19 protein-coding genes, 1 tRNA gene and 1 pseudogene are annotated in these 20,894 nt (G+C 47.6%); 6 read left to right on the top strand and 15 right to left on the bottom strand.

From position 1 onward, the window contains the following. Nucleotides 1-10: 10 nt before the first annotated feature. From ACTTHR_RS06780 to ACTTHR_RS06750, 7 genes are all read right to left on the bottom strand, one after another. Nucleotides 11-415, bottom strand: coding sequence for a hypothetical protein (locus ACTTHR_RS06780; RefSeq protein WP_442605626.1), 405 nt, complete (start codon nt 413-415; stop codon nt 11-13). A 72-nt stretch (nt 416-487) separates the two neighbouring features. Beyond that, a complete protein-coding gene (locus ACTTHR_RS06775) occupies nt 488-1,060 on the bottom strand; it encodes an RNA polymerase sigma factor (protein WP_424038695.1) in 573 nt (190 codons plus the stop codon). A 128-nt stretch (nt 1,061-1,188) separates the two neighbouring features. After that, entirely contained in the window at nt 1,189-2,493 is a 1,305-nt protein-coding gene (locus ACTTHR_RS06770) for an MFS transporter (protein WP_442605625.1), read from the bottom strand. A gap of 321 nt (nt 2,494-2,814) precedes the next feature. Continuing rightward, a complete protein-coding gene (rpmH, locus tag ACTTHR_RS06765) occupies nt 2,815-2,961 on the bottom strand; it encodes a 50S ribosomal protein L34 (protein ID WP_004333961.1) in 147 nt (48 codons plus the stop codon). A gap of 18 nt (nt 2,962-2,979) precedes the next feature. Then, on the bottom strand, nt 2,980-3,597 hold the full coding sequence (locus ACTTHR_RS06760; RefSeq protein ID WP_442605624.1) for a Maf family nucleotide pyrophosphatase: 618 nt from the start codon (nt 3,595-3,597) through the stop codon (nt 2,980-2,982). A 28-nt stretch (nt 3,598-3,625) separates the two neighbouring features. Further along, nucleotides 3,626-4,150, bottom strand: coding sequence for a KdsC family phosphatase (locus ACTTHR_RS06755; RefSeq protein WP_442605623.1), 525 nt, complete (start codon nt 4,148-4,150; stop codon nt 3,626-3,628). Continuing rightward, the gene (locus ACTTHR_RS06750; RefSeq protein WP_442605622.1) at nt 4,143-5,006 is read right to left on the bottom strand and encodes a Rossmann-like and DUF2520 domain-containing protein; all 864 of its coding nucleotides are present in this window, start codon (nt 5,004-5,006) and stop codon (nt 4,143-4,145) included. The genes ACTTHR_RS06755 and ACTTHR_RS06750 overlap by 8 nt, the downstream gene beginning before the upstream one ends. A gap of 237 nt (nt 5,007-5,243) precedes the next feature. Here ACTTHR_RS06750 and ACTTHR_RS06745 point away from each other — a divergent pair, with 237 nt between their 5' ends. The 3 genes from ACTTHR_RS06745 (at nt 5,244) to ACTTHR_RS06735 (ending at nt 7,046) form a co-directional block, all read left to right on the top strand. Further along, the gene (locus ACTTHR_RS06745) at nt 5,244-6,221 is read left to right on the top strand and encodes a L,D-transpeptidase (RefSeq protein ID WP_442605621.1); all 978 of its coding nucleotides are present in this window, start codon (nt 5,244-5,246) and stop codon (nt 6,219-6,221) included. A gap of 10 nt (nt 6,222-6,231) precedes the next feature. Continuing rightward, a complete protein-coding gene (locus ACTTHR_RS06740; RefSeq protein ID WP_442605620.1) occupies nt 6,232-6,810 on the top strand; it encodes a hypothetical protein in 579 nt (192 codons plus the stop codon). A 148-nt stretch (nt 6,811-6,958) separates the two neighbouring features. Beyond that, nucleotides 6,959-7,046: transfer RNA gene (locus ACTTHR_RS06735), tRNA-Ser, on the top strand. 164 nt (nt 7,047-7,210) lie between these two features. Here ACTTHR_RS06735 and ACTTHR_RS06730 read toward each other — a convergent pair. Together ACTTHR_RS06730 and ACTTHR_RS06725 are read right to left on the bottom strand one after the other, a co-directional pair. Continuing rightward, nucleotides 7,211-10,450, bottom strand: a complete 3,240-nt coding sequence (locus tag ACTTHR_RS06730; RefSeq protein WP_442605619.1) for a sacsin N-terminal ATP-binding-like domain-containing protein — start codon at nt 10,448-10,450, stop codon at nt 7,211-7,213. 1 nt (nt 10,451) lies between these two features. After that, nucleotides 10,452-10,611: pseudogene (locus ACTTHR_RS06725) on the bottom strand (helix-turn-helix domain-containing protein). A gap of 187 nt (nt 10,612-10,798) precedes the next feature. On the opposite strand from ACTTHR_RS06725, the gene hcp reads away from it, so the two are divergent. After that, the gene (gene hcp / locus ACTTHR_RS06720; protein ID WP_442605618.1) at nt 10,799-12,451 is read left to right on the top strand and encodes a hydroxylamine reductase; all 1,653 of its coding nucleotides are present in this window, start codon (nt 10,799-10,801) and stop codon (nt 12,449-12,451) included. Between the two features lie 20 nt (nt 12,452-12,471). Further along, nucleotides 12,472-13,218, top strand: a complete 747-nt coding sequence (gene ric, locus ACTTHR_RS06715; RefSeq protein ID WP_442605617.1) for an iron-sulfur cluster repair di-iron protein — start codon at nt 12,472-12,474, stop codon at nt 13,216-13,218. 28 nt (nt 13,219-13,246) lie between these two features. On the opposite strand, the gene hcpR is transcribed toward ric, so the two are convergent. The 6 genes from hcpR to ACTTHR_RS06685 all read right to left on the bottom strand — a co-directional run bounded on the left by hcpR (nt 13,247) and on the right by ACTTHR_RS06685 (nt 18,796). Then, nucleotides 13,247-13,936, bottom strand: coding sequence for a nitrosative stress-sensing transcriptional regulator HcpR (hcpR, locus tag ACTTHR_RS06710; protein WP_314942649.1), 690 nt, complete (start codon nt 13,934-13,936; stop codon nt 13,247-13,249). Nucleotides 13,937-14,042: 106 nt separating this feature from the next. Next, a complete protein-coding gene (locus tag ACTTHR_RS06705; protein ID WP_004333340.1) occupies nt 14,043-14,549 on the bottom strand; it encodes a threonine/serine exporter family protein in 507 nt (168 codons plus the stop codon). Between the two features lie 27 nt (nt 14,550-14,576). Then, nucleotides 14,577-15,359, bottom strand: coding sequence for a threonine/serine ThrE exporter family protein (locus ACTTHR_RS06700; RefSeq protein WP_424772518.1), 783 nt, complete (start codon nt 15,357-15,359; stop codon nt 14,577-14,579). Nucleotides 15,360-15,461: 102 nt separating this feature from the next. Next, nucleotides 15,462-16,826 carry an MATE family efflux transporter gene (locus ACTTHR_RS06695; protein ID WP_442605616.1) on the bottom strand — a complete coding sequence of 455 codons (1,365 nt, stop codon included), beginning with the start codon at nt 16,824-16,826 and terminating at the stop codon, nt 15,462-15,464. A gap of 45 nt (nt 16,827-16,871) precedes the next feature. Then, nucleotides 16,872-17,273 carry a rhodanese-like domain-containing protein gene (locus ACTTHR_RS06690; protein ID WP_442605615.1) on the bottom strand — a complete coding sequence of 134 codons (402 nt, stop codon included), beginning with the start codon at nt 17,271-17,273 and terminating at the stop codon, nt 16,872-16,874. 23 nt (nt 17,274-17,296) lie between these two features. Beyond that, complete coding sequence (locus ACTTHR_RS06685; protein ID WP_442605614.1) at nt 17,297-18,796, bottom strand: potassium/proton antiporter; 1,500 nt, start codon at nt 18,794-18,796, stop codon at nt 17,297-17,299. 655 nt (nt 18,797-19,451) lie between these two features. On the opposite strand from ACTTHR_RS06685, the gene ACTTHR_RS06680 reads away from it, so the two are divergent. Further along, on the top strand, nt 19,452-20,891 hold the full coding sequence (locus ACTTHR_RS06680; RefSeq protein ID WP_442605613.1) for a leucine-rich repeat protein: 1,440 nt from the start codon (nt 19,452-19,454) through the stop codon (nt 20,889-20,891). The last annotated feature ends 3 nt before the right edge of the window (nt 20,892-20,894 follow it).

Genomic DNA, 20,894 nt, shown 5'->3' with positions numbered 1-20,894 from the left:
GGAGAGGTTATTAGTCAGTATAGTTTGCATCCATGAACCAAAGATTTTCCTCTTCGGATTCTTCTGTGTATTCACCGGCAAGTAGTTCGTAGTATCGAGTGTCCTTTTCTTGCTCTAGCTTGGCCTCCTTTTCTATTACAGGGCTTGGGATATGCTGAGAGCGGATGTATCGGAATCCCCTAAACATGCCAATTGTAAGAACGAAAGAGGCTGCCAAATAAACGTAGGGGCGCAGACGTTGCCATACAAGCCGCTTGCCTAGTGGAGGTGTTATTTGCTCTTCTAAGACAACGGGCTCCTCGTCAATACGTGCCATGATACGTTCCTCCAAAGTCTCGAAATACCCTTCGGGAGTTGTGTAGTGGCTGCGACTCTCCTCGGCATCGTAGTTTAGTTGCTCTTTATTAGTTCCCATCTTTTGACGAAATGCTTTTCGATTATAATTCCCATATCTCGTACAATATAGGATAGATTTAGCGGCTAAGGTTTAATGGTGTACCTCAATATAATGTTTTATCTTGGCTACGGCGTGATGATAACTTGCCTTAAGTGCCCCCTCACTTGTGCCTGTGAGCTCCGCAATTTCTGAGTAGTTTTTCTCCTCATAATAGCGCAGTAAGAAGACCTGTTTTTGCTTGGGAGGGAGTGTGGCTATCGCCTGCTGGAATAGCACCTCGGCGGCATCCCCATCAAAGTAGGGATCCCCGGATACATTCTCCACCAGGTAACGGTTCTCTTCGGTTATCTCTACAACGTTTTCGCTGCGCTTCTTAGCTTTCCCGGCATAGTTGAGGGCTTCGAAGACGGCGATCCGATAGAGCCAAGTGTAGATTTTCGATTCTCCCCGAAAGGCATCTAGTCCCCTCCACGCCTTGAGAAAGGTCTCCTGTACCAATTCGTCTGCAATAGAGTGGTTTATTACAATACGACGGATTTGCCAATAGAGAGGGCGCGAATACTGCCGAACGAGGGTCGCAAAAGCAGTGCGACGCTTGCTCGGCTCACGAAGAGCGGCTATGAGATCTTGTTCTTCGGGAGGTAGTTCTCGTAATTTTTCCATACCTGCTCGGCAAATATACAGAATCTACTGCAAACCTAGTCTACTGCCTAGACAAAGGGAAGGTAAAGACTGGGTTGCGAAGCCCAACTGTGGTCGGGGCATTTACTATCCCCGTAACCAAGTCTTTTTCACGCTCTCTTCACCTGCTTGGGTTTGTAGCCCCAAAGAGCATAGTAGAGCATGTATACCTCCCCTGCAATGATGAGGAGCCATGTCCAAGTCCAGCTGTGGAATAGGTCGGCGAGCAGCCCTTGTGTAAAGGGAAGTATGGCTCCGCCGACAACGCCCATCAATAACACTCCGGTAGCGCGTGCCGTGTATTTCCCAAGCCCCTCAAGGGACAAAGAGAAAATAGCTCCCCACATAAGAGAGTGGAAAAGCCCTACACCAATCAGCAACCAAGGCATCTTGAGGAGGATGGCGAGCACGACCAAAAGCCCTGCACAGAAGGTGCTTACGGCTAGTTGTATGTGGGCTTTGATCATCGAAAGGAAGCTAGAGAAGAAGCGCCCCACTAGCATAGAAAACCAATAGAGAGAAGCCCATTTAACGGCCATTTCGTACGAGATCCCAAGATCCTGCTGGGCGTACAGTACAATATTGCTGCCTACGCACACCTCGCAACCAACGTACATAAATATGCCTATAACGCCTAATGTAAGGTGACGGAATGAGAATACGGAGAGCTCTAGATGCTCCCCTTTCGTCTCAGTCGTATTGGGCAATTCGGGCAAATTTGTTGTCCTAACTCCAAAATAGAGGAGACCAACAAAGAGAATCAAGATAGCCATGGGTAAAAAAATGGCACTGACCTCCAGTTCACTCCCTTCTTTGCCACCAAAAATTACCAAGCCGACAAAGAGGGGCACCAAGGTGGTCATGAGAGAATTGCCCGTACCGGCGATATTCTGACGCGTTACCCCCGTGGTATGAGGTACGTTACAGACAACAACGTAGGGATTAACAGACGATTGCAGATAGGTCAGCCCCGTACCCGATACGAACGACCCTATCAAAAACAAAAAGTATCCTAGAGGTAACCGGATACTCCCAATAGTGATATGATTGAGCGACCCCTCACCAATCCATTGGAAACTGAGGGCTGATAGCTCAAAAACAATGAGCGAAAAAGCAACAACTACGATCCCTTTGAGCAGTGTTTTCTTGTAGCCGCAGCGTTGTAAATAACGAGCACTTACGGGCCCCATCAAGAGATAGGACAAGAAAAAAGAAAAGGTAATAAAGGTGGCAAAGGCGTTCTTGAGCGCACCACTCTCTGCCAAAAAAGTTTCTTTGAGGGGGGCTTGAAATTGTTGATTAAGACTTGTGATAAAACCGATGAGTGCCATCAGTATTACCATAAAAATAAAGGGTCTTAAATGGGTAGGAGCCTTCTCCGAAAGGGATTGTTGCGAAGGGGAGGTATTACTCATATCTCTAAAAATTCTGTTTTCTCTTGTCAAAAGTACAACAAAAGTGCAACAAACCCAATTTATCTATAGGGTATTGATTTTCTTAGGTTGGGCAACTCTAGCTTGAGAGCAGCCGATCTATCATTTCTTTGGAGACAAGAAAACCTCCCAAACTAGGCTACCTCTTCGTATAAAACGACGGAGACTCTGAGTTTGGGAGGGCTAACAATAGGGGGCTGTTCGGTCAAGTCCTCGCGGCGCTTGCCGCGCCCTGAGTTTGCCCCTGCTTGACCTCGGGACTCTCTCCTTTCAGCGGGAAAGGGCAAGAGAGCCTTGTGTGTTTTAATACTCGTCCGAAACCGTTAGCTTGGCACGACCTTTAGCACGGCGCGAAGCAAGTACACGGCGACCATTTGCCGTTGCCATACGGGCACGGAATCCGTGCTTGTTCTTTCTCTTTCGGTTCGAGGGTTGGAACGTTCTTTTCATCGCTACTTATCCTATAATCTATTCTTTGTCTACTATAACGGTGGGCAAAGGTACGAATTTTTTTTCGCATACCTGCCATTTTTGGAGAGTCTGATATACAAGATGCACGGGCAAGCCCATTACGTTGTAAAACGAACCCTCGATTTTTTCTATGGCTACATAGCCAATCCACTCTTGGATGCCGTAGGCTCCGGCCTTGTCGTAGGGGTGGTAAGAACGCAAGTAGTAGTCAATCTGCTCCTCGCTAAGCGATGCAAACCAAACGCGTGTAGTAGCTACAAATGAGGTGCCTCTTCCATCCGGTCCCATGAGAGCCACTCCGGTAGAGACTTGGTGCTCATGCCCCGAGAGCTCGTGCAGCATAGCCCTCGCCTCCTCGGGGAAATGCGGTTTGCCCAGCACTTTGTCTCCCACAATTACCACCGTATCTGCCGTTAGTACTACTTCGTCTTCTGCAAGAGAAGCTTGGTAGGCAAGAGCCTTTCGCTCCGCTATATATTGGGGGATTTGATGGAGGGGAAGTGTGCTCGGATAGCTCTCGTCTATACCCTCAATCAGGCGAATTGTGAAGGGAATATCTAGCCCCGAAAAAAGCTCGTGACGCCGTGGGGATTGAGTTGCTAATACTACTTTCATATGCTCTTTCTAATCCTGTTGCCACTCGTTACCAAGCGAGTCCGGCACCTTCGCTCCCCCATAGTCCTTGGGCACGGAGGGTTTGTTCTATCACGTCTCGGGCTACCCCTTCGCCGCCACAGCAGTGCGAGATATAATGCGCCAAGGCCAAAATCTCCGGAACCGCATCTTGGGGCGCCACAGCGAGTCCAACTCGGCGCATTACTTCCAAATCGGGGATATCGTCGCCTACATAGACGACCTCTTGGGGCTGGAGCTGATGTTTTTCCATTAGATCTTCTAAGTCTCGCACCTTGTTGCGCGATTGTTGGTAGTAGTCTTCGATACCAAGATGTGCCATCCGAAGCGCCATTGCAGGGGTGTATCCGCCGGTGATAACGCCCACCACGAAGCCCCTTTTTACGGCAAATTGTAGGGCATAACCATCTTTTACGTTTACCGTTCTATGAGGGGTGCCATCCTCGTCGAGGGGGCAGGTGCTACGGCTAATTACTCCGTCTATATCAAAAACAAAGGCTTTAATCTCTTGCAAATTGTAGGGGATACTACTCATGGGATAGGGAAGTCTCGGGGTGATACATTGACCAAATGGATTGTGAGGTCACGTCGTAGAGGGTTCGGATTGCCTCTCTGCTCTCCGCCAGTAAAGCGCGATGGGCTGCCAAGGTAGCAGTATCGCCACGGAGCGCGGGCCCCGTTTGGGTATCTCTAGGGTCGAGTGCTATCGCTTTTTGCAACGTCTCTTGGATGAGAGGATGTAGCACCTCCCGAGGGATCTGGTGTTGCTCAAGTAATTCTGAGGCAATAGCCCATTGGTGATTGACAAAGTTGCAAGCAAAAACGGCTGCTACATGGATCTCTTGGCGGAGCGTAAGTGTAGAAGGGCGAGGCTCTACGTGTAAAACCTTTGCCAACTGCTGTATAGCTTGGGCGGCAATCTCACTCCGATGTTCCACAAAGAGAGGGATGCCTTGCCAACTGAGGGGACGCCCTTTACTAAAGGTGTTGAGGGGATAGAAGATACCACTATTGGGGTGATACTGAGTAAGGGTCTCTACGGGTACGCAAGCCGCCGTGTGTAACCAAACTCCTGATGTGGAGGGCATCTGAGCTGCACACGAAGCAATAGCCGTATCTGTGACAGCCAAAAGATAAATATCCGCATTCCGTGGCATTTCCACCAAGTCATGCAAGACAGAACTCTCAGGCGCATAGAGATCGCGTAGACGCTCTGCGTGCCCCGGAGTGGGGCTTACAATAACTCTTGGAGCAACCCCGGCTTGAGCCAATGAGAATACAAGGCTTTCGGCAACGCCTCCGCTCCCTATTACTACAATATCCATGGCGCAAAGGTACGAGTTTATTAAGGAGAGACCTAATCCCTTTTTCGCTGACTTTGCCGGATTCATCACGAAGGGCTCTCCCTTTTCTTACTAGAATTGCTTCTATTCTTTAGAGTGATACATAGGGAATCCCACAATGCCCCTTTCGTGTCTTAAAGACTTGATTCCCTGGATTGGTTGTGGCGTAAATAGTGCGCTTAGGATGAGATTTTGTACATTTGCAGGATAATTTAGAGAGATTACACCTCAACTCTTTTGGGGAGGTGAGGGGTAGAACCCTAAAATTATAAGGTTGAAAAACTCATGAAGAAGTATTTATTAGTGGCAATTGCCCCTCTCATTCTACTCCTAGGGAGCTGTACGGGGTCTTCACAAAAAGAGCAGGAGCAAACCGTTCCTACAGATACAATTGTAGAGCCGGATACGCTCTCCATTGAGCAGCAAGTGGCTGAATGGGAGGCGAATGATACGCTTTACCACGCCTTTGTTGATGCAGATGAGGCTCTCCTCTATATGGAAAAATCGAGCCATGCAAAGCAATATAAGGAGGGGATTTTGCCCCGAATGGCTCGTGAGAACCTACCCTACTGCGAGCGATTGATGAACAATCGATTTGATTATTTCATCGTTGTGGATAAGGCATCTATGCGTGTGCTCCTCTACAATCGCTATGGAGTCAAGGAGAAAGAGTATACCTGCGCTTGTGCTCGCAACTATGGTCATAAAGCAAAGAAAGGCGACTGCCGTACCCCAGAAGGCTTCTTCTATGCCGGAGAAACGTTCGACAGTACCGACTGGCTTTATACGGACGATAACGGCTATACAAGTCCTGTTCGAGGGCAATACGGCCCGCGATTTATTCGCATCAAGGGGGAGGGGAACCTACCGGTAGGTATCCATGGCACTTGTGCTCCATGGGCTCTTGGGAGGCGGTGTAGCCATGGTTGTATCCGTATTCACAATGATAATATCTTAGAACTCGTGAAATACGTTCAGCCCAACATGCCGATTATTATCAATCCCGGTCCCAAGGATATGTGGGTGAATGAATCTGAGGGAAGAGAGATTCCTGTCATTACGATTGATGATAATCCCGTAGTGGCTAAACCTCATACTATTGCTAAACCGGAAGAGTCCAAGCCCGAAGTTACTACGGATACTCTCCCCGAGCAGCCTCAGACGATGGAGGAAGACTCGACCGAGAGGGCCCAACCACAACCTTCTGAAGTTGAGGAGAATCCAGTCGAAGATGAAGTCGACTCTTTAGAGAATAACCTATAATGTCGTTCTTATGAAAAGCGTAAAAATCTTTGTTGTGTGTGCTGTGGCATTCTTGCTGTCAGCCTTCTGTCCACAACCCGATAAGAAACCTTCACTACAGGAGGCCATAGGGAAGATGTGGCCGGAGAAGTATAACGAGGAGTTCAAGCCCGAGGAGTATGTTTACAAACTTGTAGACCTCGACCGGAATGGTTCTCCCGAATTGCTCATCATGAAGGAGAAGGTTAGACAGTATAATTGGTATGGGGTCTACTCCTATGTGGATGGCGTTGTTGAACTGATCTGTGAGCGAATATCCGGTGGACTTGCCGACTATGCTTACTATTCAGATGGGTTTGTTCGGTACTATGAGGAACACTCGGGCGGACTTAGTTTTGAGGAGGTTTATTACAAATTAGAGGAGGGTAAAGTAGTTGCTTATGTAAAGCATACCGTGAGTCGAGGTGCTTGGGATGATGATGAATTCGAAGAGAGTCGGACGCTCACTATTCTAGACAAATCCACTCCTCGAAGTGAAAAGATAGAGGACTACTACCCAAAGGGGAAAGCCTATTCGCTCTACGATATTAAGGATTGGGAGAGCTTTTGATGTGGGCAAAGTCTTCGTCCCCTAGCGTTAGATGGAACTTTGTCATGACTCCCGCCTGGCGGTTGCATTTGATACTGGGAGCTACGGGAATCTGCAAATAATCTTTTTCGAATTTCTTTCGTACCTTTGTCGCTGGTTCTAGCAACCAGGAGAGATGCCAGAGTGACCGATTGGGCCGGACTCGAAATCCGGTGAACGGCTTGTCCGTTCCGGGGGTTTGAATCCCTCTCTCTCCGCACCAAAGGGAGTAGATTGTGCGCATTGCGCACAATCTACTCCCTTTTCTTTTTTCCAAAAAAAACAACGTCTCCCCCAATGCCTCCCCTCTTTATCTGAAAGATACAGCAAGGATATCAAGACCCTTCCGCTTCTATACCCCCGTCGTGTATGAATCTTAACACTAAAGACTATCTCCCTCTAGTTTGGGGATTCTTTTATGGATGGCATCAATCAAAGGCTCCAATCCTCTTGCTCCACTGGTGAAGAATCCTTTATTGAGCGAGCTCTGATAGTCTTTGATCTTTAGATGAGTCTCCTCATCGCTATTATCATCGACAATCCTCTCTAAAAAGAACTTTAGCTTTTTCCCTATGTCAAGGTGAACATAAGTATTATCGACAATAATCTTATCCTCTAAACTGTCAAGGTTAGATGCCCCATGTTCTGTTAAGTCTACACAACACAAGGCGTAGCAATCTTGGTTCAGGACTGCTTGACGCATCTGATTTGTGCTCATGTGGGCTGGCTGGTCAAAGTTCCACTTACTTTTGACTTCAATAAAGTAAATTATCTCTCCATTGTATTTTATGATAATGTCTTGCCCATTTTGGATGTCATTTACCTCCATGGGCTTGTCAATCTCACGCCACTCAACAAGTAGTTCCGTTTGGAGATATCTTCGGAAACGCTTCTCTATCTCCTTCCCGATACTAAGCATATGTCCGAAGGAGGCGTCTCGCTCCCTTTCTATCTTTAGGCTTTCTTCAGCTTTAGCTACAATGTTCTCAAAGTTTGGATTATCCATAAGCTCGGCCACTTTTGCCTTTTTAGATGCCTCGGCTTGCATAAATTGATACGTATGGTCTCGTTCGGCTCCTTGCAAGCGATTTAAAAAGATGTTAGCCTTATTGGATTGGATATTACTAAACCACCTACTCCAATATTTCTCGTCTTGATTTTTAGCTTCAGAGTCTAATTCCTTGATAATATCGATAGTGCTAGAGGGTCCATACTCATCCTCCTTCAGCTTCTCCTCAATCATACGCCCGATATCTTGAGCTTTTACCTCTTTGACTTGAACAAACTCAACATACTGCTCTTCGGTAAGCTTAGCCTTGTATGACTCATTGAATACCTTTAGATATACCTCTAATAGTTTGGCTTGGGCATCCTGAGGAATCTTCTCTCTATCTGCTAAGATATTTAAGTTTTCCACCAAACAGAGCACTCCTTCTTGGTTCGGAATAATAGCATATTTAGGGAAAAACTCCTTTTGGTAAGTGGTTGGTCGATCTTTGTTGCTGAGAGCCTGGAGAAGTTTGTAGTGTAGATCTTTGTTTGCCTCCTCTTTCAACCAGGAGCTGTCTTTCTCCCTGCCATAACCCTCTATCACCCCAAGGCTATACTCCACTAGAACATCAAAAGCCGTGCGATATAGATCTTGCTCTTTATCAGTCTCTATATCTGGGAGTGGAGGAATATATTGCCTGTTATAAGGGCGACCATGTAGTGCGCAAATCATGGGCATAGCTTTGTCACGAGTAGAGCTTCCCTCTTGAGTGGGGAATATAGAGCAATACTTGAGTAGAGCACTCAATATATCGTCACTCCAGCTTCTTTGATCTTTCAACAATGAGGTGAAGTGATTGATATCCTTCTTCAGGTCTTCTCTTCGATATTCTACTAAGTCATATAACTCAGTATATGCAATAGAGACAAATGAACATGTAATTGTCGGGATGAGTTGGTGGCATATACTGTACAATTCCTCTGGAATATCCTTGGCATTTCGGAGGTCTTTAGCTATCTTTCTCTCCCCCTCCCGATTAGGGATGAGGGCCTTTTCTTCGAAATAATGGTTTTGCTTGCACTCCTTCAAGAACCTAAGAAATCGTAGGAGACCCTCATCAACCTCATGGCTTGATATACTTGTGACAAGTTCATCTATGTCGATGAATACATTACGGCTGATAAGTTCATCTAATACATTTGTTGCAGATTCCCCCCATTGCTTAATTATTTCTGACCAGATAAGCACTACCTCTTTTGCCGGTAGTCTTGAGATTTTTGAAGCATAGTCGTATACGACATCAAGATACTCTCCATCACCAACGTTCCTGAGAAATGTTACTATATCAGGTGCTAGGAACCGGATATTCTCGTCATTAATTACAGAGACCTTTGAGCTGTTGCTGTCTTGTAGTTCGACAAAGGGATAGCTTAGGAACCTTGCCACAAGCTCATTTTGTAGGTCTTGGTAAAATCTAGCCTTTTCGTTATCTTCTTTTTTGTTAATACATGGGAGTGCAATTGGTGCAAGGAGATGTGAATGCTTGATTGAGCCAGAGTACTTCTCTAGGTAGTCATAGAGAAGTACTCTCATAGTACTAAAAACTTTTATATTATGGGTATACTTACTCTTCTTCTCTGTATTATCCTCTGGTAGCACGATAGCATTGCGAGGTTCCTCGGGATAGAAGCGTTCACTATGGAAAATATAGTTCAACCCAAAGTTTTCTGTTCCTAGTAGCGGGAAATAAATGAAGAACTTCGGAACTCCTTCCAAAGATATTGCCTCGTCTTTAGTCTTGAGAGGCAGTATGATGATATCTTTCTTGTCTTCAGACCTCAAGAAATAGACATCTTTATCATCTCCTCCTTGTTGGATAATCTGCACCTTATAGTAGCCTATAGTTACATCCAAACAAACCTCCTCTCCTCGTTTAAAAAGAATTGATTTACCTGAAATAGTATTGTCTAGGTATACCTCCTCAATACGCTCATTGAGTACCATTACATAGGGGATAAGGTCGAAAGCCATGCCTATCCCTTTCTCTGCATAGGGCAGCCGGATCTCGTCCAGTTGATACACAAAGGTGGTTTCGGGCCTGGGATTTTCCCTAGTCTCTTGATCGAGTAGCTTGTCTGCAAAAGTCAGTTGCTTACTCATTGTCTCAAGCATACCTTGGAGATCATCAGGGCGACGATCAAGTTCAAAATCCTCGATGTCAACGAAGATTCCTTCGTCTAGTTTTACGCTTCCCGATATCTTGACTATGCGGCTAAACTTATGCGTTGTCATAAAGCCAGTACCAAACTGACCGACAGTATCTTTCTCTTCCTTGTGGACGGATGAGATTTGCTTGATCAGCGAGGTGAAGCTCTCATAGTCAAAGGGGCTTCCCTCATGGGTGAAAATCAAGTGATCCCTAGTTAAGGTAAGCTTAACTTTTGCATGCTCCGACAAGTCTCGAGCATTCTGTATGAGCTCCCATACTGCTCGCTCAGCTGTCGTATTATCAAACTTGCCGATTCCATCAAGAATCTTCTGGCAGTGCTGTTTGTTGTCTTGCCTGCGCTTTTGTTCCTCCTGTTCTTCCTGCAGTTGCTTTTGTTTTTCTTTTGATAGAAATGTAGCCATACTATTTGACGAGTTCCTTGGGTGAGACATTAAGCAGGTCTGCGACCTTGAAGATGATGGTAATGTTTGGCTTTACGGTTGCACACATAAGTGCTGGTGATACTGAAGCTTATGCCGAACTCTTTGGCGAGCCACGTTTGGGTGATACCTCTCTTCTTCAAATCTCCTTTCGTTGTCCCATAAAGTCTTCTTTTATTTCTGTTGCAAAGATATGAACTTATAAAGGGAGAATGAGAAGATTTTTCAACACAAAAGGGGGGAGTGTCGCATAGGCGACTTTTGAGGAAAGGGAGGCTATCTACCTTTGCCCCTGTAAAAGGAAATAACAAAGAAAAAGAAGACGAAGAAATGGAAAATAGAATGTTTTGCTACCAGTGCCAAGAGACGGCCGGCAATAAGGGTTGCACCCTCAAAGGAGTTTGTGGTAAGGACTTTACCACAGCCAACTTAATGGATTTGCTCATCTTCAACCTCAAGGGAATTGCCATTATCACCACGGCGGCACGTAAAGCCGGAGTAGCATTGGATTATCGTACGGCTGATAAGACGATTATGGAGTCGCTCTTTGCTACGATAACGAATGCCAACTTTGACTACTCTTCCATCGCCAAGCGTGTGACCCACACTTTCAATCTCAAAAAACAATTGCGCGAGGAGGCTCTCTCCCTAGGCGTTGTATTGCCCGAAAATGAGGCTGTTACGATGCAGGGCACTCCCGAAGAATACGACCAACTCGCTCTCGGCGTTGGGATCCTTCGTGAGCAGAACGAAGATGCCCGCTCGCTTAAAGAACTTACCATCTATGGACTAAAGGGCCTCGCTGCCTATGCCGAGCATGCCGATCGCCTAGGCTACAATGACGATGAAATAAATGCCTTTACCGAACGAGCCTTGTGTGACGTTACAATGGGGCTCCTCTCTGTAGAGGAACTAACCGCCCTAGTACTCGAGACGGGTGCATTCGGAGTTAAAGTGATGGCTCTCCTTGATAAAGCCAATACCGAGACCTACGGGCATCCCGAGATAACCGAAGTAAATATAGGTGTAGGCACTCGTCCCGGTATTCTTATCAGTGGGCACGACCTCAAAGATATGGAGATGCTTCTCGAGCAGACCGAGGGAACCGGAGTCGATGTCTATACACACGGCGAGATGCTTCCCGCTAATTACTATCCTAAGTTCAAGAAATACAAACACTTTGTTGGTAACTATGGCAACGCTTGGTGGCAACAAAGAGAAGAGTTTGAGACCTTCAATGGCCCCATCCTCTTTACTACTAATTGTATTGTACCACCTAAGGCGAATGCCTCTTACAAGGATCGTGTCTTCACGACGAACTCAACGGGTTACCCCGGCTTTAAGTACATAGAAGGCGATGAGCAGGGCAATAAAGACTTTAGTGAGGTTATCGCTTTGGCAAAAACCTGCCAGCCCCCTACGGAGATTGAGCATGGTACGATTGTGGGCGGCTTCGCGCATCATCAGGTTCTCAGCATAGCCGATAAAGTAGTGGAGGCTGTAAAGAGCGGAGCTATCCGCAAGTTCGTTGTGATGAGTGGCTGCGATGGCAGACAGAGCGGACGTAGTTATTTTACCGACTTTGCCAAGGCTCTCCCGCAAGATACGGTGATTCTTACTTCAGGTTGTGCCAAATACCGTTACAACAAGTTGCCTCTAGGGAATATCGGAGGGATCCCTCGTGTATTGGATGCCGGTCAGTGCAACGATAGTTACTCGCTTGCCGTGATTGCCCTCAAGCTGAAAGAGGTGATGGGGCTAGACGACATCAATAAACTCCCCATCGTCTATAATATCGCATGGTATGAGCAAAAGGCTGTTATTGTGCTCCTAGGTTTGCTGAGCCTTGGGGTGAAGAACATCCACCTCGGTCCTACGTTGCCTGCCTTCCTCTCGCCTAATGTGGCTAAAGTACTCGTCGATAACTTTGGCATTGCCGGTATCGGCACCGTAGAAGAGGATATCCAAAATCTCATTGCTTAACCCCTTTAACAGATATAATTATGGCTGGAATGAATTATAAAACCGCTACGGTTGGCGCTATTGCGGCTTACGACTACCGCGCCGTCCCCGTATTTCATCGCTATGGGATTGACTTCTGCTGTCATGGCGAAGAGCCCTTTATAGAGGCCTGTGCTAAGGCAGGGGCTTCGGTAGAAGAGGTGATTACAGCCTTGGATCAAGCACTCCAAGAGCAAAGCGAAGGATCTTATTCTTACGCTTTTAAGGAGTGGGACAAAGATCTTCTAATGGACTATATCCTCAAGGTACACCACCGAGGCATCCGCCGAGAGGGGCCTATAACGCTCCAGTTGCTAGATAAAGTAGCGAGCGTGCATGGTGAGAATCATCCCGAATTGATGGAGGTGCGGAGTCTCTTTGCCGAGTCTTTGCTAGCCCTCGAAGAGCACCTCCAGAAAGAGGAGCAGGTACTATTCCCCTATCTATACGACCTTTTCGCAGCATTGGCGGGGGAAGGCACGTTGGGCTCTTTCCACTGTGGTTCGGTGGTTCACCCCATCGGAGTGATGCTTACGGAGCACGACGGCGAGGGCGAACGCTATCGCACGATTGCCGCTCTCACCCAGGGATATACCCCACCTGCGGATGCGTGCGAAAGTTATAAATTGGTTCTTCAGCGGATTGCTCGCTTTGAGCAACAGCTACACGAGCATATTCATTTGGAGAACAATATTCTTTTCCCTTGGGCTATTGACAACGAACCCCCATGTAATTGGGGAGGCCAATAGTTCGATTATATCTATATAATATGTGTGCTTACTCCAACCCTGCCATCCGGTGCGGTTGGAGTATTTCTATAGACTTACCCTCTACGCGGAGCAATCCCTCTTCTTCTAGTTGGGCGAGGCTGCGTGCCAGCGATTGCCGATTCACGCCAAAGCGATCGGCTAGTTCCTTCCACGATGAGTCTATTTGCAGTCGTTTGTTGCCCTCTTTTAGGTAGATTTGGAGCAGGTAGTCCGCAATTTTCCCTTGCAAGCTCCGTAGGGAGAGTTGGTAAATTTTGCCCATGAGGAAAACGCTGATGTTGGAAACGATGCCGATAAAGTTCGTCATCAGTTGGGGCGATTGGTGCATAAGGTCGCGGAAGTCTTCCTTGCCCATCCTAAAAAGTATGCTCTCCTCATTGGCCATGAGCGTTACGGGGAGGGCATTGTCTTCGGCAAAAAGAAGTGCCGGAGCAACGATTCTCCCGGGTGTTAGCGTGTCCATCAGTAGTTGTTTGCCCGAGGTGCCTACCATTTCCGCCTTGATGCCGCCCTTGCCTACGATGCGTAGGTCGCGCAGTTTGTCCCCTCCGATGGCATATAATTCGCCCCGCTTTAGAGTCTCCTTTTTGCACGGGCACTGACGGAGCAGACGAGCTACCTCTTCTGTGCTCATCTTGCCGGCAAGCCCACTCCGTTGCCAAGCCTCCAATAATAGATCAAAATCGCTCTCTGTCATACTCTATACCGTTTACTTTGCAAATGTAACCAAAGGGGGAGAATGGGGCACCTTTTTTTGGGGGAGGTGGCGAAGCCGTCTCTCGAGAGGGGCCGGCTTCGAGGGGTTACGAGTCCTTAAACTTCCTACGAGATAGCGTGTAGGAGCTTTTGTAGAGGATGAAGACGGGCAAGATGCTACCCACCCCCAGCGTGAAGATAACCGTAAGGGCTATTACAAAGTTGGTCTGGAAGTCTTGCATGTATTGTACGGCAAGAGAGGGCTCTTTGTGGTGTATTACAAAGAGTACCAAGCTCAAGACGGCATTGTAACAATACATACCGGGGATCATGGGCAATAGGGCAGGGATATAGAGTACCGTCATGGGGATGTGTACCCACCAGCGCCCGAAAATATAACTACCAAAGCCGATAAATATAGAAGCCAAAAGGGAGGCGCCCACGATGTCGACTCCGAGGTGATTCATCAGATACCAACGAAGTCCATGCCCTAGGGCGGCTAGTATTATGATGGGAGGGAAGCTCCTACGAGGGGGAACCGATACCGCGGCAAAGCCTACCGCAGCCATGCCGGCAAAAAAGGCATCTTGGAGCAAACTCAGTAGTATATCCATAGTGGTATTGAAACGGAGGTGAGGAGACTATATCTTGGCAATGCCACCGGTTGCAACAAGGAGCGTGATAGCCATACCGGAGGCAATCGAAAGGATGATCAAGGCTCCGTGGATAAGTCGGGAGGTCCCTGATAAGGTATGCCCTTCTACGATATCTATAATACCATTGATTAGAGGTACTCCCGGGATGAGGTAAAGCACCGAGGTAGCCAAGGCGGTAGGGCCGGTCTCGGTAGGGCATCCCAGATAAATCCCGAGAGCCGGTATGGCGATGGAGATAGCGGCGGCTAGCGTAATGGCTACGTAGTGGTTTAGCCCCCTACTGATGAGGAATTTGCGCAGATAGAAGCCGGCTGCCGTATCGAGTGCCACCAAGAGGCAGGCAAAAAGGTCGCCACCAAAAAGGGCACAGAAGCAGGCATTAGACATGGAGATAAGGAGCCATGCTTGCCAAAAGGGTTGTCTATTGGAGCGGGCAAGTACCTCTTGGTATCGCTTCTCGGCTTCGTTTATAGAGAGCTTACGATCGTGGATTTCCCAGCTGAGGGCACTTAGATCGGAGTTGAGTACAAACTTTATTGGGAGTGTGGGGATATCGATAACCTCGGTGATAATATCCCCTGTTTCCTCGTCGCGTACGGTTAGGGTCATGGTCTTCATCGAGAGGTTGAGGTGCGTTTCGCAGCCTAGAGCTGTACCTATACGCTTAGTATTGCGCACGGTACGAGACGTATGCACTCCCGAGCCAATAAGACGCGCTGAATAGTCGGCAAGGAATTGAGCAATACGTTTAAGATGATTAACTGTCATATGCTGAAAGCTAAAATCCTATCAGTGGTTTACCTAAAAATTTTCGCTGCAAAGATACAGCTTCCTGCCCAATATCGGGTTGTATTGCCTACTTGTGGGTACTTAGCTTTTAAGCTGAAGGCTCTCCTTGTTGCAATTTTTATAAAAATCCCGATAGAGCAATATCCCTATGAGAGTAAGGCTGATGGGGAATGCACTCCACACGGCAAGTAATTGCCACTCAGGGTAGTTTGCCATAAAAACGAAAGCAAATAGGTAGCCCAAAATAGGAGCAACCAACAGATGGCATAGGATAGAAATAGGTACCAGCTTGCGTACATGCTCCAGACCTCTGAGGGCATTGGCGTAGACGATTTGCAGCATATCTCCCAATTGATAGATCACTACCGGTATCAAGGTAATGGCAACAAGAGGAGCCAACCGCTCATCGGGATTAAAGAGCAGGCTCACTTTGCCTCGGATGGCAAAGATCACAATCATGGCAACGAATGCCATAACGATACCAATTTGATGGGCGGCTTGAGCTACGTTTTTGGCCTCTTGGTAGTCTTCTATGGCTCTGTAGTGGCTCACCCGTATGGCGGTTGCCGAGCCTAACCCGTAGTACATAAGAAAACCGAGTACGGTTACCGTATTCACCACTTGGTGGGCAGCGAGCGCGAAACTACCGATGCGCGCTACAAAGATTACGGCGATGGTAAAGGAGGCTGTCTCCAGTCCCAGTTGGATGGCAACGGGGGTGCCCAATAGGGTAAGGGGTTTGAGTATGGAGCGATCTAGGCGTCCTGCGAAGAATCCGTTCCGCTCTTTCCCTAGAGAGCGATCGGCAAAGAAGCTCAGCCCTAGGAGCACGACCATGGCGACACGGCTGATGAGCGTTGCGATACCGGCTCCGTACAGCCCCCACTCGGGTAAGCCCATGCGTCCGTAGATAAGTCCCCAATTGAGTAGAATGTTAATCCCTACGCCGGCTATGGTGATGTACATAGGTAGGCGAGTGCGACTCATGCCATCGTAGAACTGCTTCAGCCCATTGAAGAGCATCGACACCACAAAGCTAATGACCTGTAGGTAGTAGTAGGGTTGGGCTAGAGGCATCAACCGAGACTCCAAATTGAAGAATTCGAGAAAGAGGGATAGCCCCAATGCGATACCCCCTAAGGCCAATGCCAGTAGGGTATTGAGCAGCATACTACCCTTGAGGTAAAGGCCTGCACGCTCCGGGCGGTTAAGCTTGTGCGACTCCGCAACGAGAGGGGTCAAGCCGTACGAAAAGCCCATCCCCAACACGAGTAGTAGGTTGAGAAAGTTATTGACAAAGGCTGCCGCAGCCAATTCGTCTAGGCTATGATTGCCCACCATAATGTTGTCGACAAAGCTGACTAAAACAATAGCAACTTGCCCGATCATGATGGGGATCCCTATCGAGAGTAGTGGTTTGTAGTGTGCGCGTTGGAGGCGTAGCATAGTGGAGGATCGAGGTGTGTTTGGGGAGGGTTGAGGGTCTGCTCCTTAATTGTGAGCGGAGTAGGCAAGATATCCCCCGGTGAGGTTGTAGATAGGCCCCGAGAAGCCTGCTTCGCTGAGTTTTTGAGCTGCTATGGCACTCCGTTTACCTGAGCGGCAGTAGATGGCTATGGGCTTCTCCTTTTTCAGAAGTTGTGTGGCTTTTGGGATGAAATCTTCGGCCAAAACATCTATGTTAATGGCGTTCCCGATATGCCCCTCGTTGTATTCTTTTGGGGTGCGAGCATCTACCAGTTGTATGTCGGGTCGCTCTATTATTTTCTTGAAAGTGGGCACATCGGTATTTACGATTTGAGGAGAGTTCCCTTTTTTGGGGAGCGTGCAACCCAAGATAGCTCCAATTATAACTAAGGCTACAAGGCTGATGAAAATGTAATTGCTGTTCATAGGGGTAGTATATCTGTACTTTGTTATTGTAATAGGCTCTTTCGAATGCGCTCTATGAGTTGGTGGTGTCCGTCATCGCTTGCGGACTGCTGGGAGTGCTCCGAAACGATAAGTAGAATATCTCCCACGTGAAGTTTGAGCGCGCCCTTGGGCACAATAAATCTATTTTTGCGCCGTACCAATATAACAAGTTCAGTCTCTAATAGTTCGATTTGACGCAGTTCATCCCCTTTGGCAAGCATCTCTTTGCGTACTTCTCTCTCCTGCATTTGCGTCCCCAATTCGTCGGGGATCTCTACACCTATAAAGTTCCCCTCGGGGGGAGCCGGCTTTGCCAATCCTAGTAGGCGAGCCATAGGGGTAATGGTCATCCCCTGGATGAGTAGGGAGAGAAGAGTTACGATAAAAACGATGTTGAACAGAATAGAAGATCCCGATACGCCACTCACCACCGGATAGGTAGCAAAGATGATCGGTGCTGCACCGCGCAGTCCCACCCAAGAGAGAAACCCCTTACCCTTGAATCCCAAGCGGCGGAAGGGGAGGAGGGTGATATGCACAGCCAGAGGGCGACCTACCACCATCATAAAGAGGGCAATGAGTACGCCCAATACGCCCACGGAGAGTAGTTCGTTGGGGTTGACAAGCAGCCCTAGCATGATAAAGAGGATGATTTGCACGAGCCAGGTGATGCCGTCGAAGAAGTGATTGATGCTACCCCGGTGGCGCAACTTGGCATTCCCCAATACAATTCCCGTGATATAAACGGCAAGGTATCCATTCCCTTGGATTATGTTTGTAAGGGCAAAAGAGAAGAAGAGGAGGCAGAGCAGCATAATGGGGTAGAGGGTGCGGTTGGGGATTTCTGTGCGATTGACCAACCAGACCGCCAACCAACCGAAAAGTAGCCCCAAGGCTCCCCCTAGTACAAATTGCTGGACGAAGTGTAGTAGTAAAGCCCCTATCGAAAGTCCCGATTGCTGCAAAAATCCAATGAGCGCAATGGTGAGCATATACGCCATAGGGTCGTTACTCCCGCTCTCTAGCTCTAGGATGGGTTTGAGATTGTGCTTGAGGTGTACACGTTGAGAGCGCAGTAGAGCAAAGACAGAGGCACTGTCGGTACTCGACATGGTGGCTGCCAAAAGGAGCGAGAGCGGAAGACTCAGCGTTACCCCAAGAGCAAAGTTCTTAGTGAGTAGGTAGATAAAAAGTCCGGTGAAGAGGGTCGTAAGCAGTACCCCGAGGGTAGAGAGCAATAGCCCCGGTAGCATAACGGGGCGGATCTCGCGCAGCTTTGTATCCATCCCCCCTGTAAAGAGGATAATGGCCAAGGCCACCATGCCAATGTGTTGTGCTATCTGTGCATCCTCAAATTGGAACCCGAATCCATCACTCCCGAAAAGCATTCCCGTAAAGAGAAAGAGCAAAAGGGCCGGAATGCCATACCGAGAACCCACTTTCCCGATGATGATACCCGCAAATACGATAACCGATGCGAGTAGGATGAGGTATTCTATCATGCTCTGCAAAGATAGCAAAAAAAATCACCCTGTGGAGGGGTAACCTGCTAGAGGAGAGAGGAAAGGGGGGAGAGGTCTGGGGAAGAATAGTATATGAGAGGGGTGGTTTTGAGAATCTCGGTGAGACGAGGAGAAAAGGTAGCTAAAGGGAGAGGTCGTTTTCTTTTTAGGTCTACGCATCTAGGAGTGCAGGGCAAAAACGGCTCCAGAAACTGCCTGATTTTCCAAACTTTTTAGGCTGGTTTTGAGGTACAAAATTAGCTGTGGAACGAAATTTTCTTGCCCTATTCCGCTCGAAATTTAGGGCAGCGTTTTTAGCGCGTTTCACACGGCGATTTCCTCCCCCTACCTCCATATCCATTTTGGGAGAAGACTTTAGGGTATGGCTGTGTGTATGGAAATAATTTGTAATCTAAGAGGTTTTTGGTGAGTGTGAGGTAGGCAAAGTGACTGAATTTCCCCTCCTTGGATATTGTAGATGTATAATAAATGTATACATTTGCACCATGTTAGTGACATTCAGGAGGCGATTTGTTCCCTGATGGGCTTAATGTAAAAGATGATTTCTAGTAGGAAATGGTAGGTATGGAGCGGAGGATGCAAAGGTCTCTACCTCTGTTGCCGTATTTGTTTATGGAATAAAACACACAGAGAAATGATGAAAAGAAGACTGATATTTCTATTGCTCTTTTTGGGGCTGGTCTGTTCTCCTGAGGTATGGAGTCAGGAGAGTTTCTTCGATGCGAGGGTGAGCAGGTATGGTGAGTTGGAGCAAGTTTTGGGCGACAAGTGGAACACCATAGATTCGTTGGTCGTACATGGCCCCATCAGTGCTCCCGATTTCAAAACTATAGTTCGTTGCGCAAAGGATGGAAATCTGCGAATCGTCAATTTACAATATGCACAGATTGAGAACCATAAGATTCCAGATTCTGGATTCGTTGACTGGAACTGGTATACTTCCGGACACTATCTAGACATTCGTCGCATCATTCTTCCTGATGATATTACGGAGTTTGGCTACTGTGCATTTATAGGGTTGACGTTGAGGCAGATCAATATTCCCTCTTCCTTGAGAAAATTAGGGGCAAGTAGTTTTGAGGATAATCGATGGCTTGAAGGAGACCCTTTGGTAATTCCTGAAGGCGTGAAGGAGATACCTATTCGATGTTTTCAGTGCTGCGATAGTCTTAAGAGGGTTGTTCTGCCTTCCTCCCTTAAGACCATTGACCTACTTGCATTCTATTACGCAAGGGTCAAAGAGCTGAACTTCCCTGAGGGGCTCGATAGCATTGGATTCTCCGCTATATACGCTACTCATCTCACGGAGATTGTTCTGCCTAGTACGGTAAAGAGAATAGGAGGTGCTGCCTTAGCTGACAACAAACGGCTAAAGAGGGTTGTCCTACCTGAAGGACTTAACGAAATTCCCGAAAGACTTTGCGGATTATGCCACAATTTAGAAAAGATTAATATTCCCGAATCTGTAACCAAGATAGAGAGGAACGCTTTTCAGTTATGCTATAAACTTAAAACCGACATTCCATCAAATTTGACTTGGGTAGGTTGGGATGCTTTTGATTATTGTGCTCTTGATTCGATTGTTTTCCCCTCTACCGTGGAATATATTGAAGGCGGTGCATTTAGAGACTTGCGTTACCTCCAGAAGATATATTCTCTCTCTCCCAATCCTCCTCATTGTACCGAAGATCATGCGAATCCTGGGAAGGGCCCATTTCATGGCTTTACTCCCAAGGACATTCCTGTTTACGTCCCTATCGGCTCAGGGGAGAAGTACCGGCAGGCATTCGGCTGGAACTACTTCACCAATATTATAGAAACGGATAAGTTTCCCTTAGGAGTAGAGCCTCCATTGGTGGAGGGGGTTGGGAAGTACACGGTATATGGGAGGGATGGCAGTCTCGTTATCGAGCTTCCTGAGGAGCCATCGTCCCCCATTCTCTACTCTATCTACACAGTGGAAGGGAAAACGATAGCTCAGGGATACCTCACGGGCTCTCACGTGCTACAGCTTCCGTCAAGGGGTGTTTATATAGTGCGAGTTGGCACCTCTATCCACAAAGTGTCCCTGTAATCT

Source organism: Porphyromonas endodontalis, assembly GCF_052173515.1.
GTDB classification, from domain to species: Bacteria; Bacteroidota; Bacteroidia; order Bacteroidales; family Porphyromonadaceae; genus Porphyromonas; species Porphyromonas endodontalis_A.
This window is presented reverse-complemented; position numbering and strand designations above follow the sequence as displayed.

What these genes read in the sequence shown, in the direction of transcription:
- ACTTHR_RS06700 (WP_424772518.1), bottom strand. Translation starts at nt 15,359, where the DNA reads ATGACAGTTAATCATCTTAAACGTATTGCTCAATTCCTTGCCGACTAT.
- ACTTHR_RS06770 (WP_442605625.1), bottom strand. Translation starts at nt 2,493, where the DNA reads ATGAGTAATACCTCCCCTTCGCAACAATCCCTTTCGGAGAAGGCTCCT.
- ACTTHR_RS06690 (WP_442605615.1), bottom strand. Translation starts at nt 17,273, where the DNA reads ATGAACAGCAATTACATTTTCATCAGCCTTGTAGCCTTAGTTATAATT.
- ric (WP_442605617.1), top strand. Translation starts at nt 12,472, where the DNA reads ATGGCTGGAATGAATTATAAAACCGCTACGGTTGGCGCTATTGCGGCT.
- ACTTHR_RS06760 (WP_442605624.1), bottom strand. Translation starts at nt 3,597, where the DNA reads ATGAAAGTAGTATTAGCAACTCAATCCCCACGGCGTCACGAGCTTTTT.
- rpmH (WP_004333961.1), bottom strand. Translation starts at nt 2,961, where the DNA reads ATGAAAAGAACGTTCCAACCCTCGAACCGAAAGAGAAAGAACAAGCAC.
- hcpR (WP_314942649.1), bottom strand. Translation starts at nt 13,936, where the DNA reads ATGACAGAGAGCGATTTTGATCTATTATTGGAGGCTTGGCAACGGAGT.
- ACTTHR_RS06755 (WP_442605623.1), bottom strand. Translation starts at nt 4,150, where the DNA reads ATGAGTAGTATCCCCTACAATTTGCAAGAGATTAAAGCCTTTGTTTTT.
- hcp (WP_442605618.1), top strand. Translation starts at nt 10,799, where the DNA reads ATGGAAAATAGAATGTTTTGCTACCAGTGCCAAGAGACGGCCGGCAAT.
- ACTTHR_RS06745 (WP_442605621.1), top strand. Translation starts at nt 5,244, where the DNA reads ATGAAGAAGTATTTATTAGTGGCAATTGCCCCTCTCATTCTACTCCTA.
- ACTTHR_RS06780 (WP_442605626.1), bottom strand. Translation starts at nt 415, where the DNA reads ATGGGAACTAATAAAGAGCAACTAAACTACGATGCCGAGGAGAGTCGC.
- ACTTHR_RS06740 (WP_442605620.1), top strand. Translation starts at nt 6,232, where the DNA reads ATGAAAAGCGTAAAAATCTTTGTTGTGTGTGCTGTGGCATTCTTGCTG.
- ACTTHR_RS06705 (WP_004333340.1), bottom strand. Translation starts at nt 14,549, where the DNA reads ATGGATATACTACTGAGTTTGCTCCAAGATGCCTTTTTTGCCGGCATG.
- ACTTHR_RS06685 (WP_442605614.1), bottom strand. Translation starts at nt 18,796, where the DNA reads ATGATAGAATACCTCATCCTACTCGCATCGGTTATCGTATTTGCGGGT.
- ACTTHR_RS06695 (WP_442605616.1), bottom strand. Translation starts at nt 16,826, where the DNA reads ATGCTACGCCTCCAACGCGCACACTACAAACCACTACTCTCGATAGGG.
- ACTTHR_RS06680 (WP_442605613.1), top strand. Translation starts at nt 19,452, where the DNA reads ATGATGAAAAGAAGACTGATATTTCTATTGCTCTTTTTGGGGCTGGTC.
- ACTTHR_RS06775 (WP_424038695.1), bottom strand. Translation starts at nt 1,060, where the DNA reads ATGGAAAAATTACGAGAACTACCTCCCGAAGAACAAGATCTCATAGCC.
- ACTTHR_RS06750 (WP_442605622.1), bottom strand. Translation starts at nt 5,006, where the DNA reads ATGAATCCGGCAAAGTCAGCGAAAAAGGGATTAGGTCTCTCCTTAATA.
- ACTTHR_RS06730 (WP_442605619.1), bottom strand. Translation starts at nt 10,450, where the DNA reads ATGGCTACATTTCTATCAAAAGAAAAACAAAAGCAACTGCAGGAAGAA.